Here is a 22,732-nt window from a genome sequence, read left to right on the forward strand (position 1 = left end):
AATTAAAGGCAGAGCCAAACAAAGGCTCACAACTGTTTTGAGAAGTTATACCATAGAACGATCGGCGTTTATCTTGACCAGGTTATGATCTACTGCCTCAATCCCAAGTGCAAAAAACCGAAAAACCCGGATGGGACGGAGATTTGCCAAGCTTGCTCGTCAAAACTGCTGCTCAAAGAGCGATACCGAGCGATCCAGTTTCTCGGCGATGGGGTGTTTAGTAGAAGCTTTGCAGCTGAAGATATAGAGCAAAGGAAAGTCCCTTGCGTCATCAAGCAATTTGCGCCCTTACCGCAAATACAAGGCCATTCTGAAGCAATGGCGAAAGCAACCCAGGTGTTTGAACAAGAAGCCAAGCAGTTGCTGGAACTGGCGGAACAGTATCCCCAGATACCAACGTTGTTTGACTACTTTGAGCAAGATAAGTACTTGTATGTAGCAAAGTATTACATAGAAGGGAAGAATTTAGCGCAGGAATTGCAGGCGCAGGGAGCGTTTAGCGAACATCAAGTGCGGGAATTTTTGTACGATGTGCTGCCAGTGTTGCAAGTGCTGCACAAGCGGCAGATCGTTCACCGGGCGCTCAAGCCAACGAATATAATTCTAAAAAAGAGCGATCGGAAATTCGTCCTGATCGATATCGGCATCTCGAAACAGCTAGCCGACACCCGACTAACCAAAACAAATTTAAGAGCAAGCACCGAAGTTTATACGCCTATAGAACAGATACGGGGGGGCAAAGCTTACCCAGCGAGCGACCTTTACAGTTTAGGCGTAATCTGCATTCAGATGCTCACGGGGGCGCAGGTAGATGACCTGTACGACCCCATAGAAGGTCGATGGATGTGGCGAGAATATATCAGAAACGCGGGGACGGATATTAGCGACTCGTTGGCACAAATTTTAGACAAGATGCTGCAAGATTCAATCAAAGACCGCTATCAATCGGCATCTGAGATTCTGAAAGAATTTTATACTGGAGCAATACCGAAGACAACGACAAGCGATCGCAGCCAGTCTTCCACACAGGAACCGGAAAAAAAGGCCGCCCGCTGGCAATGCATCCACACCATCGCCGGACATTTAGACACCGTAACCACTGTTGCCTTTAGTCCGATCCCCCCTCACCCCCCTTCCCCAGGGGGGCCAGGGGGGATCCACCCTTCCCCAGGGGGGCCAGGGGGGATCCACCCTTCCCCAGGGGGGCCAGGGGGGATCCACCCTTCCCCAGGGGGGCCAGGGGGGATCCACCCTTCCCCAGGGGGGCCAGGGGGGATCCCCCCTTCCCGAGGGGGGATTTTAGCCACCGGGAGTGCCGACAATACGGTCAAAATTTGGCAATCGGATACGGGAAAGCTGATTCGCACGTTGTTAGGGCATTCGGATACGGTGAATTGCATTGCGTTTAGCCCCAATAGTACTCGTGGGGAAACGCCGCCTTTAATTGCTTCCGGCAGCGGCGACAAAACGATTAAAATTTGGCAGTTAGATACGGGCAAGCTAATTCACACCTTGACGGGGCATTCGGTGACGGTATTTTCCATCGCCTTTAGTCCGGATGGGGAAATGCTTGCCAGCGCCAGCGGGGATGGTACAATTCGCCTGTGGCATCCCGGCACTGGCAAACTGCTCAACGTCCTCGCCGGACATTCGGACTTTGTCGAGTCGGTGGCGTTTAGTCCATCGGGCGATCGCATCGCCTCCGGCAGTTGGGACAATACGATTAGAATTTGGCAAGTCAGCACTGGCAAACTGCTTCACACCATCAAAGGACATACTGGCGGCGTTTGGTCAGTCACCTTTAGTCCCGACGGTCAGACCCTCGCCAGCAATAGCGGCGATAACACGATCAAACTTTGGCATCCCGAAACCGGCACGTTGAATTACACCTTGACAGAAAATTCCGACTCCGCTTGGTCGGTTATCTTCAGTCCCGATGGTCAAACCCTCGCCAGCGATAGCGGCAACGACACGATTAAAATTTGGCACCTGCCTAGTCGGAAAGTGCGAACCACCCTCTCTGGACATTTATCCCAAGTGCGGTCAATTGCCTTTAGTCGCGATGGAAAAATGTTAGCCACCGGCAGCGACGACAAAACGTTCAAAATATGGCGATTTGAGTGAGAGGGAGCAAAAGGAGCAGGTCAGCTCAAGAGCAGGTCAGCTCAAGAGCAGGTGAGAATATACATTCTTTTGCCCCTTTTGCTTTTTTTGCCCACCTGCCCCTTTTGCTCCCCTGCCAAGATTTCCTGTTGATGTTCGTTTGAAAATTGAGCGGGGAACTATAGCATGTGATACCCTGCCCTCCAATTACAAAAATAGACCAATAAACCATGCTAGAAACCCTGAGAATTCCCGGCTATGAGTTAACCGAAGTTGTTCGCGAAGGCGCAAATAATATCATTTGTCGCGCAATTTGGCAACCCGATCGCCAGCCGGTTATCCTCAAAATCCTTAAAGAAGAATATCCCACCCTCGAACAAATTACCCGGATCAAGCACGAATACAAAATCGCGGAAAATTTAGACGCAGCAGGCATTGTCAAAATCTATCGCCTGGAAAGTTATCAAAACCGTCTCGCACTGGTATGCGAAGACTTTGGCGGACAGTCGCTCAAACAACTGCTTGAAGGTGAAAAGCTTTCCCTCATTTCCTTTTTAGGCATTGCCGTGCAACTGGTGCAAGCTTTAGCATCCTTGCATCAGCAACAGATTATTCACAAAGATATTAAACCTGCCAATATTATTATTAATACCGCTAATGGAATTGTTAAAATTACCGACTTCAGCGTTGCTTCCCGCCTATCAAAAGAAACACCCCAACTGAGTAACCCCAATTCGTTAGAAGGGACGCTTGCTTATATGTCTCCCGAACAAACAGGGAGAATGAATCGTGCCGTTGATTATCGGACTGATTTTTATTCTTTGGGCGTAACTTTTTATGAAATGCTGACGGGAGAATTACCCTTTAAAAATAACGACTTCCTAGAATTAGTCCACTGTCATATTGCCAAACAACCCGTGGCGATTGAGGAATTAAATCCGGAGGTGCCGCGCGCGATCGCATCCCTAATCGCCAAACTGATGGCAAAGAACGCCGAAGACCGCTACCAAAGCGCCGCCGGACTTTTAGCTGACCTGGAATATTGTCTGGTTCAACTCAAAACTAACGGCAAGATTGCGAATTTTATTCCCGGACAGCTAGATTGTTCTGCACAACTGCTAATTCCCCAAAAACTTTACGGACGGGAACAGGAAGTTGAGGAACTGTTAGCTGCGTTTGAGCGCGTTGCAGGAGAAGAGGACGCGGGGACACGGGGACAGGGAGACGCGGAGATAGAATCCAAAATCCGCGAGGGCAAATCCACAAGCGAAATGATGTTGGTATCTGGATATTCCGGTATCGGCAAATCATCGCTAGTTAATGAAATCCATAAACCCATTGTCCGGCAGCGGGGATACTTTATCAGCGGTAAATTTGACCAATTCAAGCGCAACATTCCCTATGCATCTTTAATTCAGGCATTTCAATCTTTAATCGGGCAGTTACTAACCGAAGATGCAGCTTCTTTACAAGCATGGCGCGACAAATTGTTAGCCGCATTGGGGAGCAACGGAAAATTAATTATTGACGTAATTCCTGAAGTTGAACTAATTATCGGCAAGCAGCCAGAAGTCCCCCAACTAGGGGCAACCGAATCCCAGAATCGGTTTAACCGAGTTTTTCAACAATTTATTGGTGTTTTCAGCCAAAAAGAGCATCCGCTAGTTATCTTTTTAGACGACTTGCAGTGGGCAGATTCTGCTTCTTTGAAATTAATGCAACTGCTGATTACCGATCCAGAAAGTCAATATTTGCTGTTGATTGGAGCTTACCGGGATAACGAGGTCAGCGCTACCCATCCCTTGATGCAAACGGTGGAGGAAATTCAAAAAGCCGGGACAATTGTTAATAACATAGTCGTGAAACCGTTAAACTTAACTCACGTTCATCAAATAATTAATGACGCCCTTAACGAAACCGACAAAGTAAAAACGCAAGAACTCGCCTCGCTTTTGTTTAACAAAACCGCTGGTAATCCCTTTTTCCTGACGCAGATATTGAAGACATTGGATCGGGAGAAGTTACTTACCTTTGATTTTGTTAAAGTTTGCTGGGAGTGGGATATTAAGAAAATTCAAGCATTTGGCATCACCGACTTGAGTGTGGTTGAATTGATAGCTCGCAATATTTGCCAGCTGCCCCAGGGGACTCAGGAGATACTGAAACTGGCAGCTTGTATAGGCGATCGCTTCAAATTAGACGTACTTGCCACCACCAGCGAAAAATCCGCAGCCGAAGTCGCCAGCGATTTGTGGTCAGCCTTACAACAAGGGCTAATTTTACCCTTAAGCAACAACTACAAAATCCCCTTATTATTTGGATCGGAAGAACTCCAGCGTTTCAGTTTTGATGACTCCAGATTAGAATATCGCTTCCTGCACGATCGCGTCCAGCAAGCCGCCTATTCCCTGATTGGAGAAGACCAAAAGAAAGCCACCCATTTGAAAATCGGTCAATTACTCCTACAAAACACCCCAATTGAGGAAATAGAATCGAATATTTTTGATATTGTCAATCAGTTGAATGTCGGAATTGACACGATTATCCAGCAGTCAAACAAAGATGAATTAGCCGGATTAAACTTAATAGCCGGACACAAAGCAAAGGCTGCTAATGCTTACGAACCAGCGATAAAGTATTTGAAGGCAGGCATAGAGCTTTTAAGTGCTGATAGTTGGCAAACCAACTATGAATTAACCCTGGCACTTTATGAAGAAGCTACAGAGGTATCCTACCTGATAGGTGAATTTGAACAGATGGATCAAAAAGCTCTAATCGTCCTGGAAAAAGCCAAAACTCTGCTCGATAAAGTGAAAGTTTATGAAGTAAAAATACTCAGGGTTATGGCGCAAAACAAACCCAAAGAAGCCGTTGAAATAGGATTGCAAGTGCTGCATCTTTTGGGGGTGAGTTTTCCCGATTCGCCTGGTGAGGCAGACATTATTACAGCCTTGGAATACACAGATTCACTCATTTCTGAAAATGGCATTGAGGACTTAATTAATTTGCCCGAAATGACAGATCCTTCAAAGCTGGCAGCCTTGCGTATCTTGTTGAGCATATCCGCTGCTGCCTACTTCTCCTGTCCGCCACTGTATCCGTTGATTGTATTAGCACAAGTTAATTTATCTATCAAACATGGAAATGCAAATTTATCTGCCTATAGCTATACTGGCTACGGACTAATTCTCTGCGCTGTAGTCCAAGACATTGAGTTGGCTTATAAATTAGGCCAATTAGCTTTGAATTTAATTACACGGTTCAATGCTAAGGAAGTGAAGGCTAAAACATTAACAAATGTTGCAACTTGCATCATCTCTTGGCAAGATCATGTGCGAGAAACCTTCTCAGTTTTTGAGTTGGCGTATCAAAGCGGACTGGAAACCGGAGATTTAGAATTTGCTGCTTATGCTGCATTTCTGCGATGTGCCTATTCCTATTTTAGCGGTCACGATCTAACGGAATTAAACCAAAAAATGGCTGATTGCCATCATTGTTTAATTCAAATAAAGCAAGAATTACAAGTGAATAATAATAGAATATTTCGACAGTCGGTCTTAAACTTGTTAGGGCAGGCGGAAAATCCTTGTCGTTTAATGGGTGAAGTCTACAACGAGGAGGGATCGCTACCGCTTCATCTGGAAGCGAATGCCAAAACCGCACTTCACTACTTGTATTTAAACAAACTTATCTTGTCTTATCTGTTTGGAGAGTATTCCCAAGCTGTAGAAAATGCCACGTTAGCAGAAAGCTATTTAGAGGGTGTCGCAGGGATGCTATTAGTTCCTGTCTTCCATTTCTACGATTCTCTGGTGCGACTGGCGGTGTATTCTGATGCTTCAAATACCGAGCCAAAGAGTATTCTGGAAAAAGTCCATGCTCATCAGGAAAAAATGAAAAAATGGGCGCATCATGCCCCGATGAATCACCAACATAAATACGATTTGGTAGAAGCGGAAACAGCGCGAGTTTTGGGTAATAATCTAAAAGCAATGGATGATTACGATCGGGCTATTAAAGCAGCGAAAGAAAACGGTTACGTCCAAGAAGAAGCCTTAGCTTGTGAATTAGCTGGGAAATTTTATCAATCTTTGGGGAAAGAGATAATTGCTCAGGCGTACCTCACCCAAGCTTATTATGCCTATATTCGGTGGGGAGCTTTAGCCAAAGTTAAAGACTTAGAATCTCGCTATCCCTACCTAGTAACTCGCACAAAAGAAACAACATCGAAAGATATCACCGTCACAACTACTTCAACAACTGTTGGAAATGCTTTTTCCCTAGATATATCAACAGTTGCTAAAGCATCTCAAGCTCTTTCTAGCGAAATTGTCCTAGCTCGCTTGCTAGAGAAACTCATGCACCTAGTCAGGGAAAATGCCGGCGCTCAAACAGTTTTCTTTATCGCCAAAACAGATAATCAATTAGTCATAGAAGCAACGCTTTCCGGGGAAAGACAAGTCACGGTATTGCAGTCGCTTCCCATTAGCGAATGCGACAATATCCCCAGAACATTAATTAACTACGTAGCGCGAACCCAAACTCCCTTAGTCTTAGATGACGCTACCGAGGTAGAACAATTCAACCGCGACCCTTATATTGTAGCGAATCAACCCAAATCTATTCTCGTATCGCCTATCCTTCATCAAGGCAACCTCACGGGGATTTTGTATTTAGAAAATAATCTAACGCGAGGTGCTTTTACCAGCGACAGGTTAAAAGTTTTGGGAGTGCTTTCTGCTCAAGCAGCTATTTCTTTGGAAAATGCCCGTTTCTATAACACGCTGGAAACGCGAGTCACCCAAAGAACCCAGGAATTGCAAACCGCCATAGAAGAACTGCGCTGCACTCAATTGAGGTTAATTCAAACCGAAAAAATGTCCAGTTTAGGACAACTGGTAGGGGGAATGGCACACGAAATTAATAACCCCATTAACTTTATTTATGGAAATTTACAACATGCGAACGACTATGCTCAGGACTTGCTAGAGTTACTGAGTCTGTACCAGAAATACTATCCCAATCCGCTCCCGGAGATAGTAGAGAAAGCTGAAGAAATTGAACTGGAATTTATTAAGAAAGATTTTACTAAAATCCTTGGTTCAATGGAAAGCGGAGCAGAGCGACTTCGGGATTTGGTGCTGAGCTTGCGAAATTTCTCTCGGTTAGATGAATCCGCTCGCAAAACGGTCAATATTCATCAGGGGATGGACAGTACTTTAACGATTTTGCATAAAAAGTTAGGAGATATTAAAGTCATTAAAGAGTATGGCAATTTGCCTTTAGTGAACTGTTATGCGGGAGAAGTCAATCAAGTGTTTATGAATATCCTGAGCAATGCCATTGATGCGTTGGAGCGAGGAGTAGGAAGTAAAGTAAACTCAACACAGGGTCCGACAATTCGGATTTGCACAGAAATAAAAGAAAGCAATCAAGTGGCAATCCGCATTGCTGATAATGGCGTGGGAATGAGTTCAGAGGTAGTGGATAAAATTTTCGATCCGTTTTTTACGACTAAACCTGTGGGGAAAGGGACGGGTTTGGGATTATCAATTAGTTATCAAATAGTGGTAGACCAGCATGGGGGACAGTTACTTTGTCAGTCTGCACCCGGAGAGGGGACGCAGTTTACAATTGTGCTGCCAATCGGTCTGTAGTCTAGAAACTTTTCCTAGAAACAAAGGTGATTTGGTCGAGAAACCGGGTTTCTGCGTTGATCTGTGATATCGTTGACCGTTGCATCGGAATTACGACCTGTAGGGGCTTTTCTGGCAATTAGCAATTAGCAATTAGCAATTACCCAGAAAGCTTATCATTCCGATGCAACCGGATTTGATATGATTGCCTTTCCCAACGATTTTTCCTAGAAACCCGGTTTCTGCGTTGATAGAAACCCGGTTTCTTTAAGAAACCGGGTTTCTGTGTTTGTTTCTGTGTTTCTGCGTTAGTTTCTGCCACAAGCTGGGAACTCTAATTGATAGGCAACTATATCCGCTTTGATCCAATTCCTCGTAGTTAAGGCAAGGTTTGCAGATATGAGCAACACTCTGGTTACGCTTCCAGGTTATCGGACTGTCGAACAAATTTACGCAGGGACTCGTACGCTGGTTTATCGCGGAATTAGAGAATCAGACTCATATCCCGTTGTTATCAAACTGTTGCGCTCTGAATTTCCCAACTTTAACGAACTCGTACAGTTCCGCAATCAATATACCATTGCTAAAAACCTCGATCTGCCAGGAGTTGTTCGCCCTTTATGTCTAGAAACATACCGCAATGGTTATGCCCTGATTATGGAAGACTTTGGGGGCATTTCCCTGAAAGACTATGTAGCTTTATTGGCAGCAGAGAGGCAAGAAGTATCCGGAAAATTACCAATTCCTGAATTTCTCTCCATCGCGATTCAAATTGTCTCCACTTTAGACTTGCTGATTCGCCACCGAGTCATTCACAAAGATATTAAACCTGCCAACATTCTAATTAATCCCACTACCAAAGAAGTCAAACTCATCGACTTCAGCATCGCTTCCTTATTGCCAAGAGAAACCCAAACTCTCACATCTCCCAATGTGTTGGAAGGGACTCTCGCTTACCTGTCTCCGGAACAAACGGGACGGATGAATCGGGGGATTGACTACCGCAGTGATTTCTATTCTTTGGGTGTCACTTTCTTTGAATTGCTTACCGGACAGTTGCCTTTTAGTTCGGAAGATGCGATGGAATTGGTTCACTGTCACATTGCAAAGCTTCCCCCATCCGTTCATAGTCTCAACGCCGATATTCCGTTAGTTCTTTCTGAGATCGTCAAGAAATTGATGGCGAAAAATGCGGAAGACCGCTATCAGAGTGCTTTAGGGTTAAAGCACGATCTGCTTTCTTGCCTTTATCAACTGAAAGAAACTGGCAAGATTGAAGGGTTTGAATTAGGGAAGCGGGATCTGTGCGATCGCTTCCTGATTCCCGAAAAACTCTACGGTCGTCAAACAGAGGTTGAAACGTTACTAACTGCATTTGAACGGGTCAGTTCCGGTGCAACAGAATTGATGTTAGTAGCGGGTTTTTCTGGGATTGGTAAAACCGCTGTCGTCAACGAAGTCCACAAACCAATTGTACGGCAACGGGGTTATTTTATCAAGGGGAAATTCGACCAATTTCAGCGCAACATTCCCTTTAGTGCATTCGTGCAAGCATTCCGAGATTTGATGGTTCAACTGCTGACAGAAAGTGACGCACAAATTCAACATTGGAAAACCAAAATTTTGTCAGCCTTGGGCGATCAAGGTCAAGTTATTATTGAAGTCATTCCCGAACTGGAACGCATTATTGGCAAGCAGCCACCCGTTGGAGAACTTTCTGGAACTTCGGCGCAAAATCGCTTTAATTTGCTGTTTCAGAAATTCATCCAAGTTTTCACGACAAAAGAGCATCCCCTAGTCATTTTCCTGGATGATTTGCAATGGGCAGACTCAGCATCTTTGAAATTGATGCAATTATTAATGAGCGAAACCGATACTCGCTATTTGTTATTAATTGGTGCGTATCGAGATAACGAAGTTTCCCCCGCCCATCCGCTGATTTTGACCTTGGGAGAAATTCAGAAAGCTGATGTTACCATCAACACCATTAACTTATCACCCCTCAACCAAACTGACTTAAATCACCTGATTGCTGACACCCTTAGTTGTTCGTCAGCACTCGCATTACCGTTAACGGAACTGGTCAATCTGAAAACAAAAGGTAACCCTTTCTTTGCGACGCAATTTATCAAAACGCTGCAGGAAGATGGTTTTATTACCTTTAATTTTGAGGCTGGTTATTGGCAGTGCGATATCGCCAAAATCCGCGAATTATCTCTGAATGATGATGTGGTTGAGTTCATGGCAATTCAGTTACATAAGTTGCCGGAAGTCACGCAAGAAGTGTTGAAACTCGCCGCTTGTATTGGCAACCAATTTGACTTAGGTACGCTCTCGATTGTGCATGAGAAGCCCCAAACCGAGACGGCGGCTGATTTGTGGAAAGCTTTGCAAGAAGGTTTAATTATTCCCGTTAGCGAAATTTACAAATTCTTTCAATATAGCGAGGGAGCAGCATCTAGTCAATTACCCATTACCGATTACCAATTACCCAGTTATAAATTCTTGCACGATCGCGTGCAACAAGCGGCTTATTCTCTAATTCTTCAAGATAAAAAACAGGCAACTCACCTCAAGATTGGTCAACTGCTGTTGAGGAATATTCTAAAAGAGGAACGGGAAGAAAAGATTTTTGAGATTGTCAACCAGTTGAATATCGGGGTAGAGTTAATCACCCAGCAAGCTGAGCGGGATGAACTGGCTCAGCTAAACCTGTTGGCTGGAGGAAAAGCTAAGGCTGCAACTGCTTATGTTGCTGCGTTGGAGTATGCAAATGTAGGAATCGGGTTGCTGAGGACAGATAGCTGGCAAAGTCACTATGAATTGACGCTGGCACTGTATGAGTTAGCGACAGAGGCTACCTACCTTTGTGGTTTATTTGAGCAGATGGAACAATTGGTTGAAACCGTGCTGCACCAAACCAAAACGCAGCTCGATCAAATCAGAGTCTATGAGATAAAAATCCAAGCCTATACATCACAGAACAAACTTTTGCAAGCGATCGCGATCGCACAACAGTTTCTATTCCAGTTTGGCATAAGTTTCCCAGATCAGCCAAACCAGAACGATATTCAGCAAGCACTGCAAGAAACCTCTACACTAATAGCTGGGAAAAATGTTGACGAATTGATAAACCTGCCGTTGATGACCTCGGCTGACAAATTGGCAGTTATGCGGATCGTATCAAGTGTGGTTCCAGCAATCTATATAGCAGCTCCTAAACTGTATCCACTGATGATTTTGTCGCAGATAAAATCATCGATTCAGTATGGTAATGCACCGTATTCTGCCTTTTTTTATGCGAGTTACGGTCTCCTTTTAACCGGCATACAGCAAGATATTGAAGCAGCGGATATGGTAGGCAGGTTAGCTTTAGGTTTGCTGAAAAAACTTGAGGCTAATGAAATTAAAGCGCGGACAATTTTAATTGTGGGACTCTTTGTTGTTCCGGGCAAATATCATCTAAGGGAAACCTTGCATTTTTTACAAGAAAGCTATCAAGCCGGATTGGAAACAGGAGACTTGGAGTTTGTTGGCTACTCGGCAAATGATTTCTGTCAGTATTCCTATTTGAGCGGTCAGGACCTGGGAATTTTAGAACAACAAATGAAGGCTTACACTCAAGTTTTAGTGAACTTCAAGCAAGTAACCGCCTTAAACTATTGCCAAATTTACAGACAAGCCGTTCTGAAGTTACTAGGAAAAACTGAGAATTATTGTGTTTTATTGGGTGCAGCTTTCAACGAAGAGAGATTACTATCTGTTTTCCTTGAAGCAAATGACATGACTGGACTTTATTGCTTCTATGTTCATAAACTCATGCTCTGCTACTTGTTTTGGGAGGGGAGCTTTGCGTTAGCAGAAACTGCGGCTAAAGCCAGACACTATTTGGCGGGAGGCATAGGGTATATCACCGTGCCTATCTTTCATTTTTATGATTCGCTCACAGCCTTGGCGTTGTACCCCGAAAACCAATCTGAGCAAGATAGTTTGCTCAAACAAGTGGCTGATAACCAAGCAAAGTTGCAGAAATGGGCAGATCATGCTCCGATGAATCACCTACATAAATTTTATCTAGTAGAGGCAGAACGGCATCGGGTGCTTGGGCAAAAAACTGAGGCGATCGAAATGTACGATCGCGCGATTAAAGGAGCGCGCCTAAACGAATACACCAATGAAGAAGCTTTAGCTAACGAACTGGCTGCTAAATTCTACCTAGAATGGGGCAAAGACAAAATCGCCCAAACCTACGCGATCGATGCTTACTACTGCTATGCTCGCTGGGGTGCAAAAGCGAAAGTTGAAAATTTAGAACAACGCTATCCTCACTTACTCGCCCCCATCCTGTTGCGGGAAAAAATTAGCCCCAATCCCTGTACAGCGAATAGCATCGCTTCTGAAACTTTCACTTCCACCAGTGCGGGTGTTTCGGCATTTTTGGACTTGACAACGGTGATGAAAGCTGCTCAAACTTTGTCTGAGGAAATTGTTTTAGAGCAGTTGCTTTCAACTTTGATGCAGGTGTTAATTGAAAATGCCGGCGCGGAAAATGGCTGTTTAATTTTGCCCAAGGATGACAACTTAGTAATAGAAGCGACTAAAACCAGTCGCAGTACTCAGGCTAATGTACTGCAATCTATCCCAGTTGAGTCTAGCTCTGTTGTTCCAGTTACAGTTATTAATTATGTTTGGCGCACGCAAAAAACCCTGGTAACAAACGATGTTACGACTCTTAACAGGTTCGCCTCTGACCCTTACATTATCCAGCGGCAACCTAAAAGTTTGCTATGCAGTCCGATTGTGAATCGCGGCAAGTTAATCGGGATTCTTTACTTGGAAAATAATTTGATAGCGGGGGCATTTACGAGCGATCGCATCAATATCCTCAACCTTCTTTGCACCCAAGCTGCTATCTCTCTAGAAAATGCCCGCCTCTACCAAAAATCCCAAGATTATGCCCAGCAGTTAGAAAAATCCCTGCAACAATTACAACAAACGCAACTGCAAATGATTCAAAGTGAAAAAATGTCTGCCCTGGGTAATTTAGTCGCGGGAGTTGCTCATGAAATTAATAACCCGGTTGGCTTTATTTCAGGCAATATTAACGAAGCAACGGCAACGGTTAAAGATTTAATCAATCACTTGCGACTTTATCAAGAAAAATTTGACAATCCGGGCGAGGAAATTGAACGGGATGCTGAAGATATCGATTTAGAGTATGCCTTGTCAGATTTACCGAAGATGCTTTCTTCGATGAAAGTAGGGTGCGATCGCATCCGCAATATCAGCACCTCTCTCCGTACTTTCTCCCGCGCCGATAGCACCTCTAAAGTCTCAGCCAATCTCCACGAAGGACTCGATACTACGTTGATGATTTTACAATATCGCCTGAAAGCAAAGGAAACCCGTCCCGGGATTCAAGTTATCAAGGAATATGGGAAAATCCCCTCAATCAAATGCTATTTTGGACAACTGAATCAGGTGTTTATGAATATTATATCGAATGCCATAGACGCGCTTGAAGAATCGAATCAGGGACGCAATTATGCGGCAATTGAACAGCATCCTAATATGATTACAATCAAAACAGAAATTGCTGAAGATCAGCAAAGTGTCGTTATTAAGATTAAAGACAATGGTTTGGGGATGACCGAGGAAGTTAAGTCACGCATCTTTGACCACTTATTCACTACAAAAGCCGTCGGTAAAGGTACTGGGTTAGGGTTATCAATTAGCCGTCAAATTGTGGAAGAAACCCACGGCGGTAGTTTAACTTGCGAGTCAGTGTTGGGAGAGGGGACTGAGTTTGCCATCCTGCTCCCCCTCGATCTAGCTTAAATTACTCCGCTGCCAAATTGTATATTATGAGACCTTACGCAAAGAAACGCAGAAACAAGAAACCGGGTTTCTATGCCGAAACCCGGTTTCTCAGATCGTCGTGCGTAAGTCCTCGTCATTTAAAATACCGTTAATTTCAGTCCTAACTTGGGAATTCTATGGCTGGGGCGTAGTAAATTACGTCACAGGGAGTAACCATTAATTGGTATCTCAAGAGCAAAGGAAAAGAATTAACTATGCCACAGGCCAAATCGCGGCGCCAAGATTTAATCGCTCTCCGCCAGCGTGTCGCTGAACTAGAACTAGAATTAGCGCAAACCCAGCAGCAGTTAACCGGGTGCCAATGCTTGCAGGCAGATGAAACCCTGAGGCTATACAAGTATGCGGTGGAAAGTTCTAGGGATGCGATTGGCTTTGCCGATGGTACAGGTAAGCATTTATACCAAAATTCAGCCTGGGGCAGCCTGTTTGAGTGCGATAACCCAGAGGATTTTTACGCCGCTGGGGGAATTCCGGCAAGGTTCGTTAATCGAGAAATTGCTGACGAGATGCGGCAAACTATGATCAAAGGGGAATCTTGGGCGAGCGAAGTGGAAATGCAGTCGTGCAAAGGTCGGCGTTTCCAGGCTTGGGCGCGATTCAATGGGATTCGCGATGAATCTGGCAGGATTTTAGCGCTAATCGGCACGATCTCGGACATTACCGCGCGCAAGCAGGCAGAGGAAGCGCTGCGGGTATCGCAAGCAAGGTTTGCAGGCATTGTAGAAATCGCCAAGGATGCGATTATTTCGGTAAATTCCAGCCAGCGCATTACCTTGTTTAACCAGGAAGCAGAGAAGATTTTCGGCTACACGGCGGCTGAGGTTTTGGGGCAACCCCTCAGTCTGCTCCTACCGCAGCGGTTTGCAGCAGCCCATGAAAAGCATGTGAGTAATTTTACTCAATCGCGCCCTATGGCAGAACGAAGCGAGATTTTTGGTCGCCGCAAAGATGGTACGGAGTTTCCGGCAGAAGCGTCAATTTCCCATCTGCAAATTGGGGACGAAACTATCTACACGGCGATTTTGCGGGATATTAGTTCGCCCATTGCGGCGGCAGCTGCCCTCGCCCAAAGCAATGCCCTTTTGCGAAGCGTGATGGAAAGCACAACCGATGCCATCTTTGTGAAAGACTTGCAAAGTCGGCACTTACTGATGAATTCCACCACGCTCGAACTATTGGGTAAATCTGAGGCAGAGGCGCTCGGTAAAACCACTGAGGAACTCTTTCCCCCCCATGTGGCTGATTCCTTGATGCAAGTTGACCGTCGCATCATCTCTTCGGGGGTAGGAGAAATGATCGAAGAAACGATCGTCGATAGGAATGGTATCCAACGCACGCTGCTGACAACCAAGAATCCCTGGCGCAAGGAAGACGGAACGGTGATGGGAGTGGTAGGAATTGCGCGAGATATTAGCGATCGCAAGCGAGGGGAGGAAGCCTTAAAAGCACAAGCGGGACTGTTGTCTTTTCGGGCAGAAGTTGATGCGATTCTGGCTCGCAGCGATCGGCTACAGGATATGCTACAGGAATGCACTGAGGCAATTGTCCAGCGTTTCGATGCTGCTTTTGCTCGCATCTGGACGCTGAATCAAGCGGAAAATGTGCTGGAATTGCAGGCGAGTGCGGGCATGTATACGCACATTGACGGCTCCCATCGCCGCGTTCCAGTAGGGATGTACAAAATTGGCCTCATAGCAGCAGAAAAGCAACCCCACCTCACCAATTCTGTGCTAGAAGATTCCCGCATCAGCAATAAAGAATGGGCGAAACGAGAAGGAATGGTGGCGTTTGCCGGATATCCGCTGTTGGTGGAAGATGCGCTTGTCGGTGTAATTGCCATGTTTGCGCGCCATCCCTTGTCGGAGTCCGTTTTAGAGACAATTTCATTAGTTGCCAATGAAATTGCGATTGGGATCAAACGCAAGCAAGCCGAATTGGCATTGCAAGCATCGGAAGCGCAACTCAGACAGCAAACCCAAAACCTGGAACAAACCCTGCGGGAACTCCAGCGGACTCAATCCCAGCTAATCCAAAGTGAAAAAATGTCTTCTCTCGGTCAACTGGTAGCTGGGGTTGCTCACGAAATTAATAACCCTATTAGTTTTATCTTCTGCAACATCACCCATGCCGACACATATACTCAAGACCTACTCCAACTAATTCAGCTTTACCAAAAACACTATCCTCAACCAGTTGCCGAAATCCAAGCGCAAGCAGAAGCAATCGACTTGGAATTTATCTTAGAAGACTTGCCCAAACTCCTCACCTCAATGAAAGTGGGTGCAGAACGCATTCAGCAAATTGTTCTTTCCCTGCGTACCTTCTCCCGCATGGATGAAGCACAGATCAAAGAGGTTAATATTCACGATGGCATTGATAGCACGCTGACGATTCTGCAAAATCGCCTCAAAGCCAAACCAGATTGCCCTGGGATTGAGGTAATTAAAGACTATGGCAATTTACCTTTGGTCGAGTGCTACGCCGGACAACTCAATCAAGTATTTATGAATATTTTGTGCAATGCAATTGATGCACTGGAAGAGGGTCATAAGTCACGAGTCATAAAGCATGGGAAAGAAGACCAATCCCCCATTCCCACAATTCGCATTCGCACTCAATTGATACAACCTAACCAGGTGATAATTCGGATCGCCGACAACGGGCCGGGAATGACGGAAACAGTTAGACAGCGCTTATTCGATCCGTTTTTTACTACCAAACCAGTTGGTAAAGGCACGGGAATGGGTCTATCAATTAGCTACCAAATTATCACCGAACGGCACGGCGGATCGTTGCAGTGTATTTCTTCACCCGGACAGGGAGCAGAGTTTGCGATTCAAATTCCGCTCAAACAGTGAACGGGATGCTTTGTTTGGGAATTGCTAATGGCTAATGGCTAATGGCTAATGGCTAATTGCTAATGGCTAATGGCTAATGGCTAATTGGTAATGGCTAATTGCTAATGGCTAATTGGTAATTGCCCCTATACAGACAGGACTTACGCAGCAACTCCAGATCTGGTGGAAATGGTGCCGTACTACATATAGAAACGTTGCCGTACAACACTCAGGACGCACCCTACATATAGAGACTACAAATCTCAACGCAGTCAGGGCAATTAGCAATTAGCAATTAGCAATTAGCAATTAGCAATTAGCAATTAGCAATTAGCAATTAGCAATTAGCAATTAGCAATTAGCAATTAGCAATTCCCAAGAAATCATTCCGATGCAACCGGATTTGATATGATACAGCGTTCCAGATAGATTTGAGCCACGTTATCCATCGGGTTTTGGCGTAAACAATCTGCAAAAAGTTGTGCTGCCTGACTGAATTTTTCCATATAGTAAAGCACCAAAGCTTGTTCAAATTTTGCTTTTGCAATCAACTTTCTTTCTTTTAATTCAGGCGGATCGGCATCGAAGACTTCAAACACCGACACCATCTCTGATTTTCCCTTTACTTTTACCCGATCGATCAGGCGCATCTTATAGTCAAGGGGATGGTGCAACTGCATAAAAGTATGGTGACTTATTAGTAAGGAGACTCCATAAGTTTTTGTCAATCCTTCAATGCGAGACGCTAAATTAACAGCATCGCTAATTACTGTGCCTTCCATACGGTTTTTTCCACCCACCGTACCCAGCATTAAACAACCTGTATTGATGCCAATGCCGATGCGGATGGGTTCCCGTCCCGGTCTTTGCCTGGTTTTATTATATTCATCCAGCAGTTGCAGCATCGTAATTCCTGCTTTAACCGCATCATCGGCGCTGCCGCTAAATAGCGCCATAATTGCATCGCCGATGTATTTATCAATAAAGCCATTATTTTGGATAATCGCCGGTTCCATGCGCGACAAATAGGCATTGATAAATTTGAAAGTATCCTCCGGTGTCATGGTTTCCGATCGCGTGCTGAAGTCGCGAATATCGCAGAATAAAACTGACATCTCCTTCTCAACAGCATCGCCCAATCGCACATCAATAATGCTTTCTTTATTTAAATGTTCCAGGAATTGATGCGGCACAAAGCGGCTGTAAGATTGGGTGATATTAGACAGGGTTAAATGGGTTTTAATTCTGGCTAGCAGTTCGTTTTTCGAGATTGGTTTTCTCAGATAATCATTAGCACCCAGGGATAATCCTGTTACTAGATCGTTGACTTGATTTTTGGCTGTCAACATCAAAATAGGTAGCTGGGAAGGGGAGTAATGCTCGCGAATTTTTTGGCAAACTTCATAGCCTGTCATGCGGGGCATCATTACATCTAGTAAGATGATGTCGGGGAGAAAACCCTGGTCAATGACTGCTAAGGCATCGATGCCATTGGCGGCTTGGGTAATGGCATAATTTTCCAAAGATAGATGGTTGATCAGCACTTGAAGGTTCACCGGCTCATCATCTACAATTAGAATTTTGAACTGTTGAGAATTATCAGGATTTTTAGGAAATGATTTTTCTATGGTTGGCTCTATATCTTGTTCTCGATCCAGCTTTAAACAGAGGGGTTGGTTGCAAGAAGAACAAGAGCGATCGCTCACCCCCATCTTCTCGCCGGAAATTGGCAGCGTAAAGGTAAACCGCGACCCAACACCAACGGTAGATTCAACCCAAATTTGACCTTCGTGCAATTCTACGAGCTTTTTGGTAATTGCTAAACCCAACCCAGCACCGCCATATTCCCGCGCCGTAGCTCCATCCGCCTGTTCAAAAGGTGCAAAAATTCTCTCTAATTTATCTTCTGGAATCCCAATACCCGTATCGGAAATGGTAATTGCTAATTGGGAATTGCTAATTGCTAATTGGGAATTGCTAATTGCTAATTGGGAATTGCTAATTGCTAATTGTTCTGAGTTATTATCTATTACTTCTGCCGACACTTCTACAAACCCGCTGTGGGTAAACTTAATCGCATTTCCAATTAGGTTGTGCAGAATCTGTTGCAAGCGATTTTCATCGGCTTGAGCTGGGGGCAATTCGGCAGGTACTTTGTTAATTAACTGCACATCTTTTTTGCCAATTAAAGGACGACTTAGGGTCAGAACCACCTCGAGGATTTCTCGCAATCCCACGGGTTTGAGTTGCAGTTCAAGATTTTTGTGTTTCAGTTTAGAAAAATCAAGGATATCATTGACTAATGTTGCCAATCGATGTCCGCTTTGAGCAATCATCAATAAATTTTTTCTTTGCAGTTCTGAAACTGGCCCAGTGCCTCCATCAATCATCGATTCGGCAATGCCAATCATGCCGTTGAGTGGCGTTCGCAGTTCGTGGGAAGTATTGGCTAAAAATTCATCCTTGAGTTGCTCCAGACGCTGTAACTCTGCATTTTTGCTTTCTAAACTAACAAACGATTCTTGTAGTTGTCTAGCCATTTTATTAAACGAATTCCCTAACTCCCCCAACTCATCAGAACGTTGAATTTCTCCGGTGCGTTCCCATTCGCCTTTTGCTAAATCTTTCGCAGCTATATTTAAGCGCAAAATTGGCTGGACAACCCAGCGAGAAGTTTTGATGCCAATCAAAATAGCGATTACCAAAGCTGCCAAACATAGCAAAATGGTCGTGCGAGTATTGGCGTTGATGCGTTCCATGAAATCTGACTCTGGAACGACGACTGCAATTAACCAATCCAAACCATATTTATCTCGAAACGGTACAACTTTCAGGAATTTGCGATTGCCATTCACAGAAAAGACATGCTTCTGTGGGTGGCGAATGTGTTTCAACCCTTTTGTTTGCTTTTCTAAGTGCTGTGTTGCGTTGCGGATTGAGTCATCCCGACTTTGAGACGCATGGAGGCGTTTTGCTTCCCCTTTAACGAGGGTGTAAGGTTGTTCGGTACTCGAACTTGCTACTAATAAACCGTTGCGTTCTAAGATAAATGTTTTTCCCGACCGACTAATTTTTAAACTGCGGAGAAAATCGCTAATTTGGGACAGGCGCTGATCGACGCCGAGGACGCCGATTAATGTCCCGCTTTTGTTGTAGACGGGAAGGCTAGCAGAAATTGAGATAATTTCTGGATAGCCTTCCCACTGGTAAATTTTACTCCAAACGGGTCTACCTGCTTTCACGGCATCTTTGTACCAAGCTTCAACGCGAGGATCGTAGCCATCTTTGGTCAAAACTATTTTAGTGCGATTTCCCTGGCGATCGGTGGCGTAGCTGTAAGTTTTCCATTGGGTTTTTGGGGAAACTTCATCAATGGTTAGTTTGGCTAAGTTTTCGTTATCTTCCGGTCCACCGCCAATAAATTCTCCTTTTTGGTTGGCATAGCTAATGTAGCCAATTCCCTTAAAGACTTGTATTTGCTTCCAAAAATAGCGTCCTGTCTTTTGAAAGTTTTTTAAGTCTAAAATTCCTATGCTGACGGCATCTAAATTCATTTGATTGATCTGATGAGGGACGATTAAGTAAGCTGCGAGTTTTTGTTGAATGCGAGCATTGACTTCGTTTTGCAACTGGGTGACGAGGTCGTTTACCGCTTGCTGTCCGTTTCTAAATGAGAGATATCCCGTTAACCCTACCGCCGCCAAAATTTGCAGCACGAAAGGTACTATCACGACGGTTCGTAAGGGAAGCTGACCATAAATTTTAGCAACTAAGCGGTTTAGATTTGGCATTGGATCGTGGGAGCGATCGCACCGAAAATCGCTAATATTTATTCCCCTCGGTGCTACACAGCGATTCCTAGACTAACTCGATCGATCTTGCACCCTTGTAAAAGCTGACAAATCGGTAATATTTTATCTATTAACGCAAGTTGCTAGTTATAAACAAGGGCGTTGCTAATTGCTAATTGCTAATTGCTAATCTAGTATTTTTACTGACATTAGCCATTAGCTATTAGCCATTAGCCGCTCCCAGAGAGATAACTAGCAACTTGCGTTATTATCCGTTGACATAGTTTCTACCCCTGTTCGGTCAACCGCTCCGGACATTAACCCAATGCGCCTGTCTTGTAAGGATTTTAGCTTAATTGGCTAATCGGTATAATGCAATAAAAATTTTCCGACTTTCCCTACTTTTCCTACTTTTCCCACTTTTCCCACTTTTTTGGCCAAGTTTTATGGAATTATAAAGATAGCTAATGACTTGTGACTATGGGCAAAAGGCAAGATTCCCCCGCGCAATCGCGTCAGCGTGCGGTCGGCATATCGCGCTTTGTCCGCCGCGATGGACAAACTGATATCCTCCGTAAAGGTTCGTCCCACTCTTGGAAAAGCGATCTGTATCATTGGCTACTCGCACTAAAGTGGCCTCAATTCTTTGGTTTAATAAGTGTCCTGTATCTGGCATCTAACGCTTTATTTGCTTTCGCCTACTTGCTAGAGTCAGGTAGCATTCATAACGCGCGACCTGGGTCTTTTTTGGATGCCTTTTTCTTCAGCGTCCAAACAATGGCGACGATTGGTTACGGTGCAATGTATCCAGTAACACCTTATGCGAATGCGATCGTTGCTTTAGAAGCGCTGGTGGGTTTATTGGGAGTAGCAATGGTGACTGGATTGGCATTCGCGCGCTTTTCCACACCCACGGCAAAAGTAATGTTCAGCGATGTAGCAGTAATTGCCACCCGCAACGGCGTGCCAACCTTAATGTTACGCGCAGCTAACCGACGCCGCAATTCGATTTTAGAAGCGCAAATACGGCTAACTTTGGCACGCAATGAGTTAACTGACGAGGGCGAATTTATGCGTCGCTTGCACGACCTAGAATTAATTCGCAACGGCACGCCAATTTTCGCACTAAGTTGGACGGCGATGCATCCAATTGATGAGAAAAGTCCTTTATATGGATGTACACCAGAATCCCTGGCGGAGCAAGAAGTTGAGTTGATTGTCACCCTGACTGGACTCGACGAAACGGTTTCGCAAACGATTCACGCGCGTTATTCTTATGTAGCAGAGGAGATTTTGTGGAATATGCGTTTTGTGGATATTTTGGGCAAAACTCCTGAAGGAAAGCGCTATGTTGATTACAGACGCTTTCATGATGTGATACCAGTAGATCGGGGGGAGAAATAATTATGAGCGATGATTACTTTTACCTGTGTAAAGTCATTAGCGAAAAAGTAAAGGGCGAATTGGTAAAGCGCCTATCTGAGACGGGATTTGTAGGTGAAACGCTTTCTCATCCCAACAAGTTGAAATCTACGCACAAAATTGATGAAGTTGCCATTGAGATTGTGCTTGAGGTTTTGCAGGATCGCAAGTGCAATATTTATATGGAGTCTTGGCGATCGCAAATCGACGACCAAGCAGATTTTTCTATTTTCATTGACCCGATAGACGGTTCTCTTAACTGGGATCGAGGAATAGGCGACCCCTGCATTGTTATCGCCGTGTCGGAAAAAAAGAGGGAAGTGAAACTCAAGGACTTGACTTATGCTTATGTTGAAGGATTGCGCTCGGGCGATCGCTACTATACTAGGGAAGATTCTGCCTATTTTTTCAGCCATCTTACCCAAAAAGAAGTTCCCATTCGCTGTCAGGGAAAAGCCAGCTTGTCAGAAGCTATCGCTTATTTATAGCGGATTGCAACCCTATGAGGTACACCCCTCGTTTGTGTAGCGGCTGCCATTTTTGCTGCCGCTACACAAACGAGCCAAAAGGCTGTACCTCACACGAAAAGCAATCTGCTGTAAGACCAGGGTATTCTTTGGCAAAAAACCAGCTAGAGGTGAGTTTCCCCATCTTTCTCCTTTGTCGAGATATCCGCGCTATCGACAATGCTGGTATGGAAATTTGTGAAATTGCCCGCAATGCTGCCGATTTAATGATTGAAGCGAGAAAAGGTTCGGACAATTACAATCTTCTGGCGTATCCTATTTTGAAATATGCTGGAGGGATTTTATCCGACTTGTCAGGCAACTCTTTGGATGAATTGAGTCTGGAAGAGGAACAGCAGGTAGACTACATCGCCTGTAACAACCCCCAATTGTTTCAGGAAACCCTGGCGGTGATTCTAAAGCTAAAGCAGTCTCAGCAGTATATCCACGACAACATCCATTTTTCCTTTGGTTGTTCCTAGTCGCGATGCGCGAAGACAGCGCAACTACAAACTTCTAGAGTTTATCGCTCCCGATTCAGTATTATCTATTAAGAG

At 44.7% G+C, this 22,732-nt stretch carries 8 protein-coding genes; 7 read left to right on the forward strand and 1 reads right to left on the reverse strand.

Annotated features, from left to right (window positions below; all coding sequences use genetic code 11):
• The first annotated feature begins 84 nt into the window (after positions 1 to 84).
• The 4 genes from MiSe_RS07695 to MiSe_RS07710 all read left to right on the forward strand — a co-directional run bounded on the left by MiSe_RS07695 (position 85) and on the right by MiSe_RS07710 (position 16,477).
• Positions 85 to 2,124, forward strand: coding sequence for a serine/threonine-protein kinase (locus MiSe_RS07695; RefSeq protein ID WP_226576986.1), 2,040 nt, complete (start codon positions 85 to 87; stop codon positions 2,122 to 2,124).
• Positions 2,125 to 2,333: 209 nt separating this feature from the next.
• Positions 2,334 to 7,760: a trifunctional serine/threonine-protein kinase/ATP-binding protein/sensor histidine kinase gene (locus MiSe_RS07700; RefSeq protein WP_226576989.1), complete on the forward strand. Its 5,427-nt coding sequence runs from the start codon at positions 2,334 to 2,336 to the stop codon at positions 7,758 to 7,760.
• 378 nt (positions 7,761 to 8,138) lie between these two features.
• Complete coding sequence (locus tag MiSe_RS07705; RefSeq protein ID WP_226576992.1) at positions 8,139 to 13,577, forward strand: trifunctional serine/threonine-protein kinase/ATP-binding protein/sensor histidine kinase; 5,439 nt, start codon at positions 8,139 to 8,141, stop codon at positions 13,575 to 13,577.
• A gap of 236 nt (positions 13,578 to 13,813) precedes the next feature.
• Complete coding sequence (locus MiSe_RS07710; RefSeq protein ID WP_226576996.1) at positions 13,814 to 16,477, forward strand: PAS domain S-box protein; 2,664 nt, start codon at positions 13,814 to 13,816, stop codon at positions 16,475 to 16,477.
• 362 nt (positions 16,478 to 16,839) lie between these two features.
• Here MiSe_RS07710 and MiSe_RS07715 read toward each other — a convergent pair whose 3' ends face one another.
• A complete protein-coding gene (locus MiSe_RS07715) occupies positions 16,840 to 20,247 on the reverse strand; it encodes an ATP-binding protein (RefSeq protein ID WP_226577000.1) in 3,408 nt (1,135 codons plus the stop codon).
• A gap of 480 nt (positions 20,248 to 20,727) precedes the next feature.
• Here MiSe_RS07715 and MiSe_RS07720 point away from each other — a divergent pair, with 480 nt between their 5' ends.
• The 3 genes from MiSe_RS07720 (at position 20,728) to MiSe_RS07730 (ending at position 22,657) form a co-directional block, all read left to right on the forward strand.
• Entirely contained in the window at positions 20,728 to 21,651 is a 924-nt protein-coding gene (locus MiSe_RS07720; protein ID WP_226577077.1) for an ion channel, read from the forward strand.
• Between the two features lie 2 nt (positions 21,652 to 21,653).
• Complete coding sequence (locus MiSe_RS07725) at positions 21,654 to 22,157, forward strand: FIG domain-containing protein (RefSeq protein ID WP_226577003.1); 504 nt, start codon at positions 21,654 to 21,656, stop codon at positions 22,155 to 22,157.
• A 128-nt stretch (positions 22,158 to 22,285) separates the two neighbouring features.
• Positions 22,286 to 22,657: an FIG domain-containing protein gene (locus tag MiSe_RS07730; protein WP_226577007.1), complete on the forward strand. Its 372-nt coding sequence runs from the start codon at positions 22,286 to 22,288 to the stop codon at positions 22,655 to 22,657.
• Positions 22,658 to 22,732 lie beyond the last annotated feature (75 nt).

Origin of the sequence: Microseira wollei NIES-4236 (assembly GCF_020521235.1) — a bacterium.
In the GTDB taxonomy this organism is placed as follows: domain Bacteria; phylum Cyanobacteriota; class Cyanobacteriia; order Cyanobacteriales; family Aerosakkonemataceae; genus Microseira; species Microseira wollei.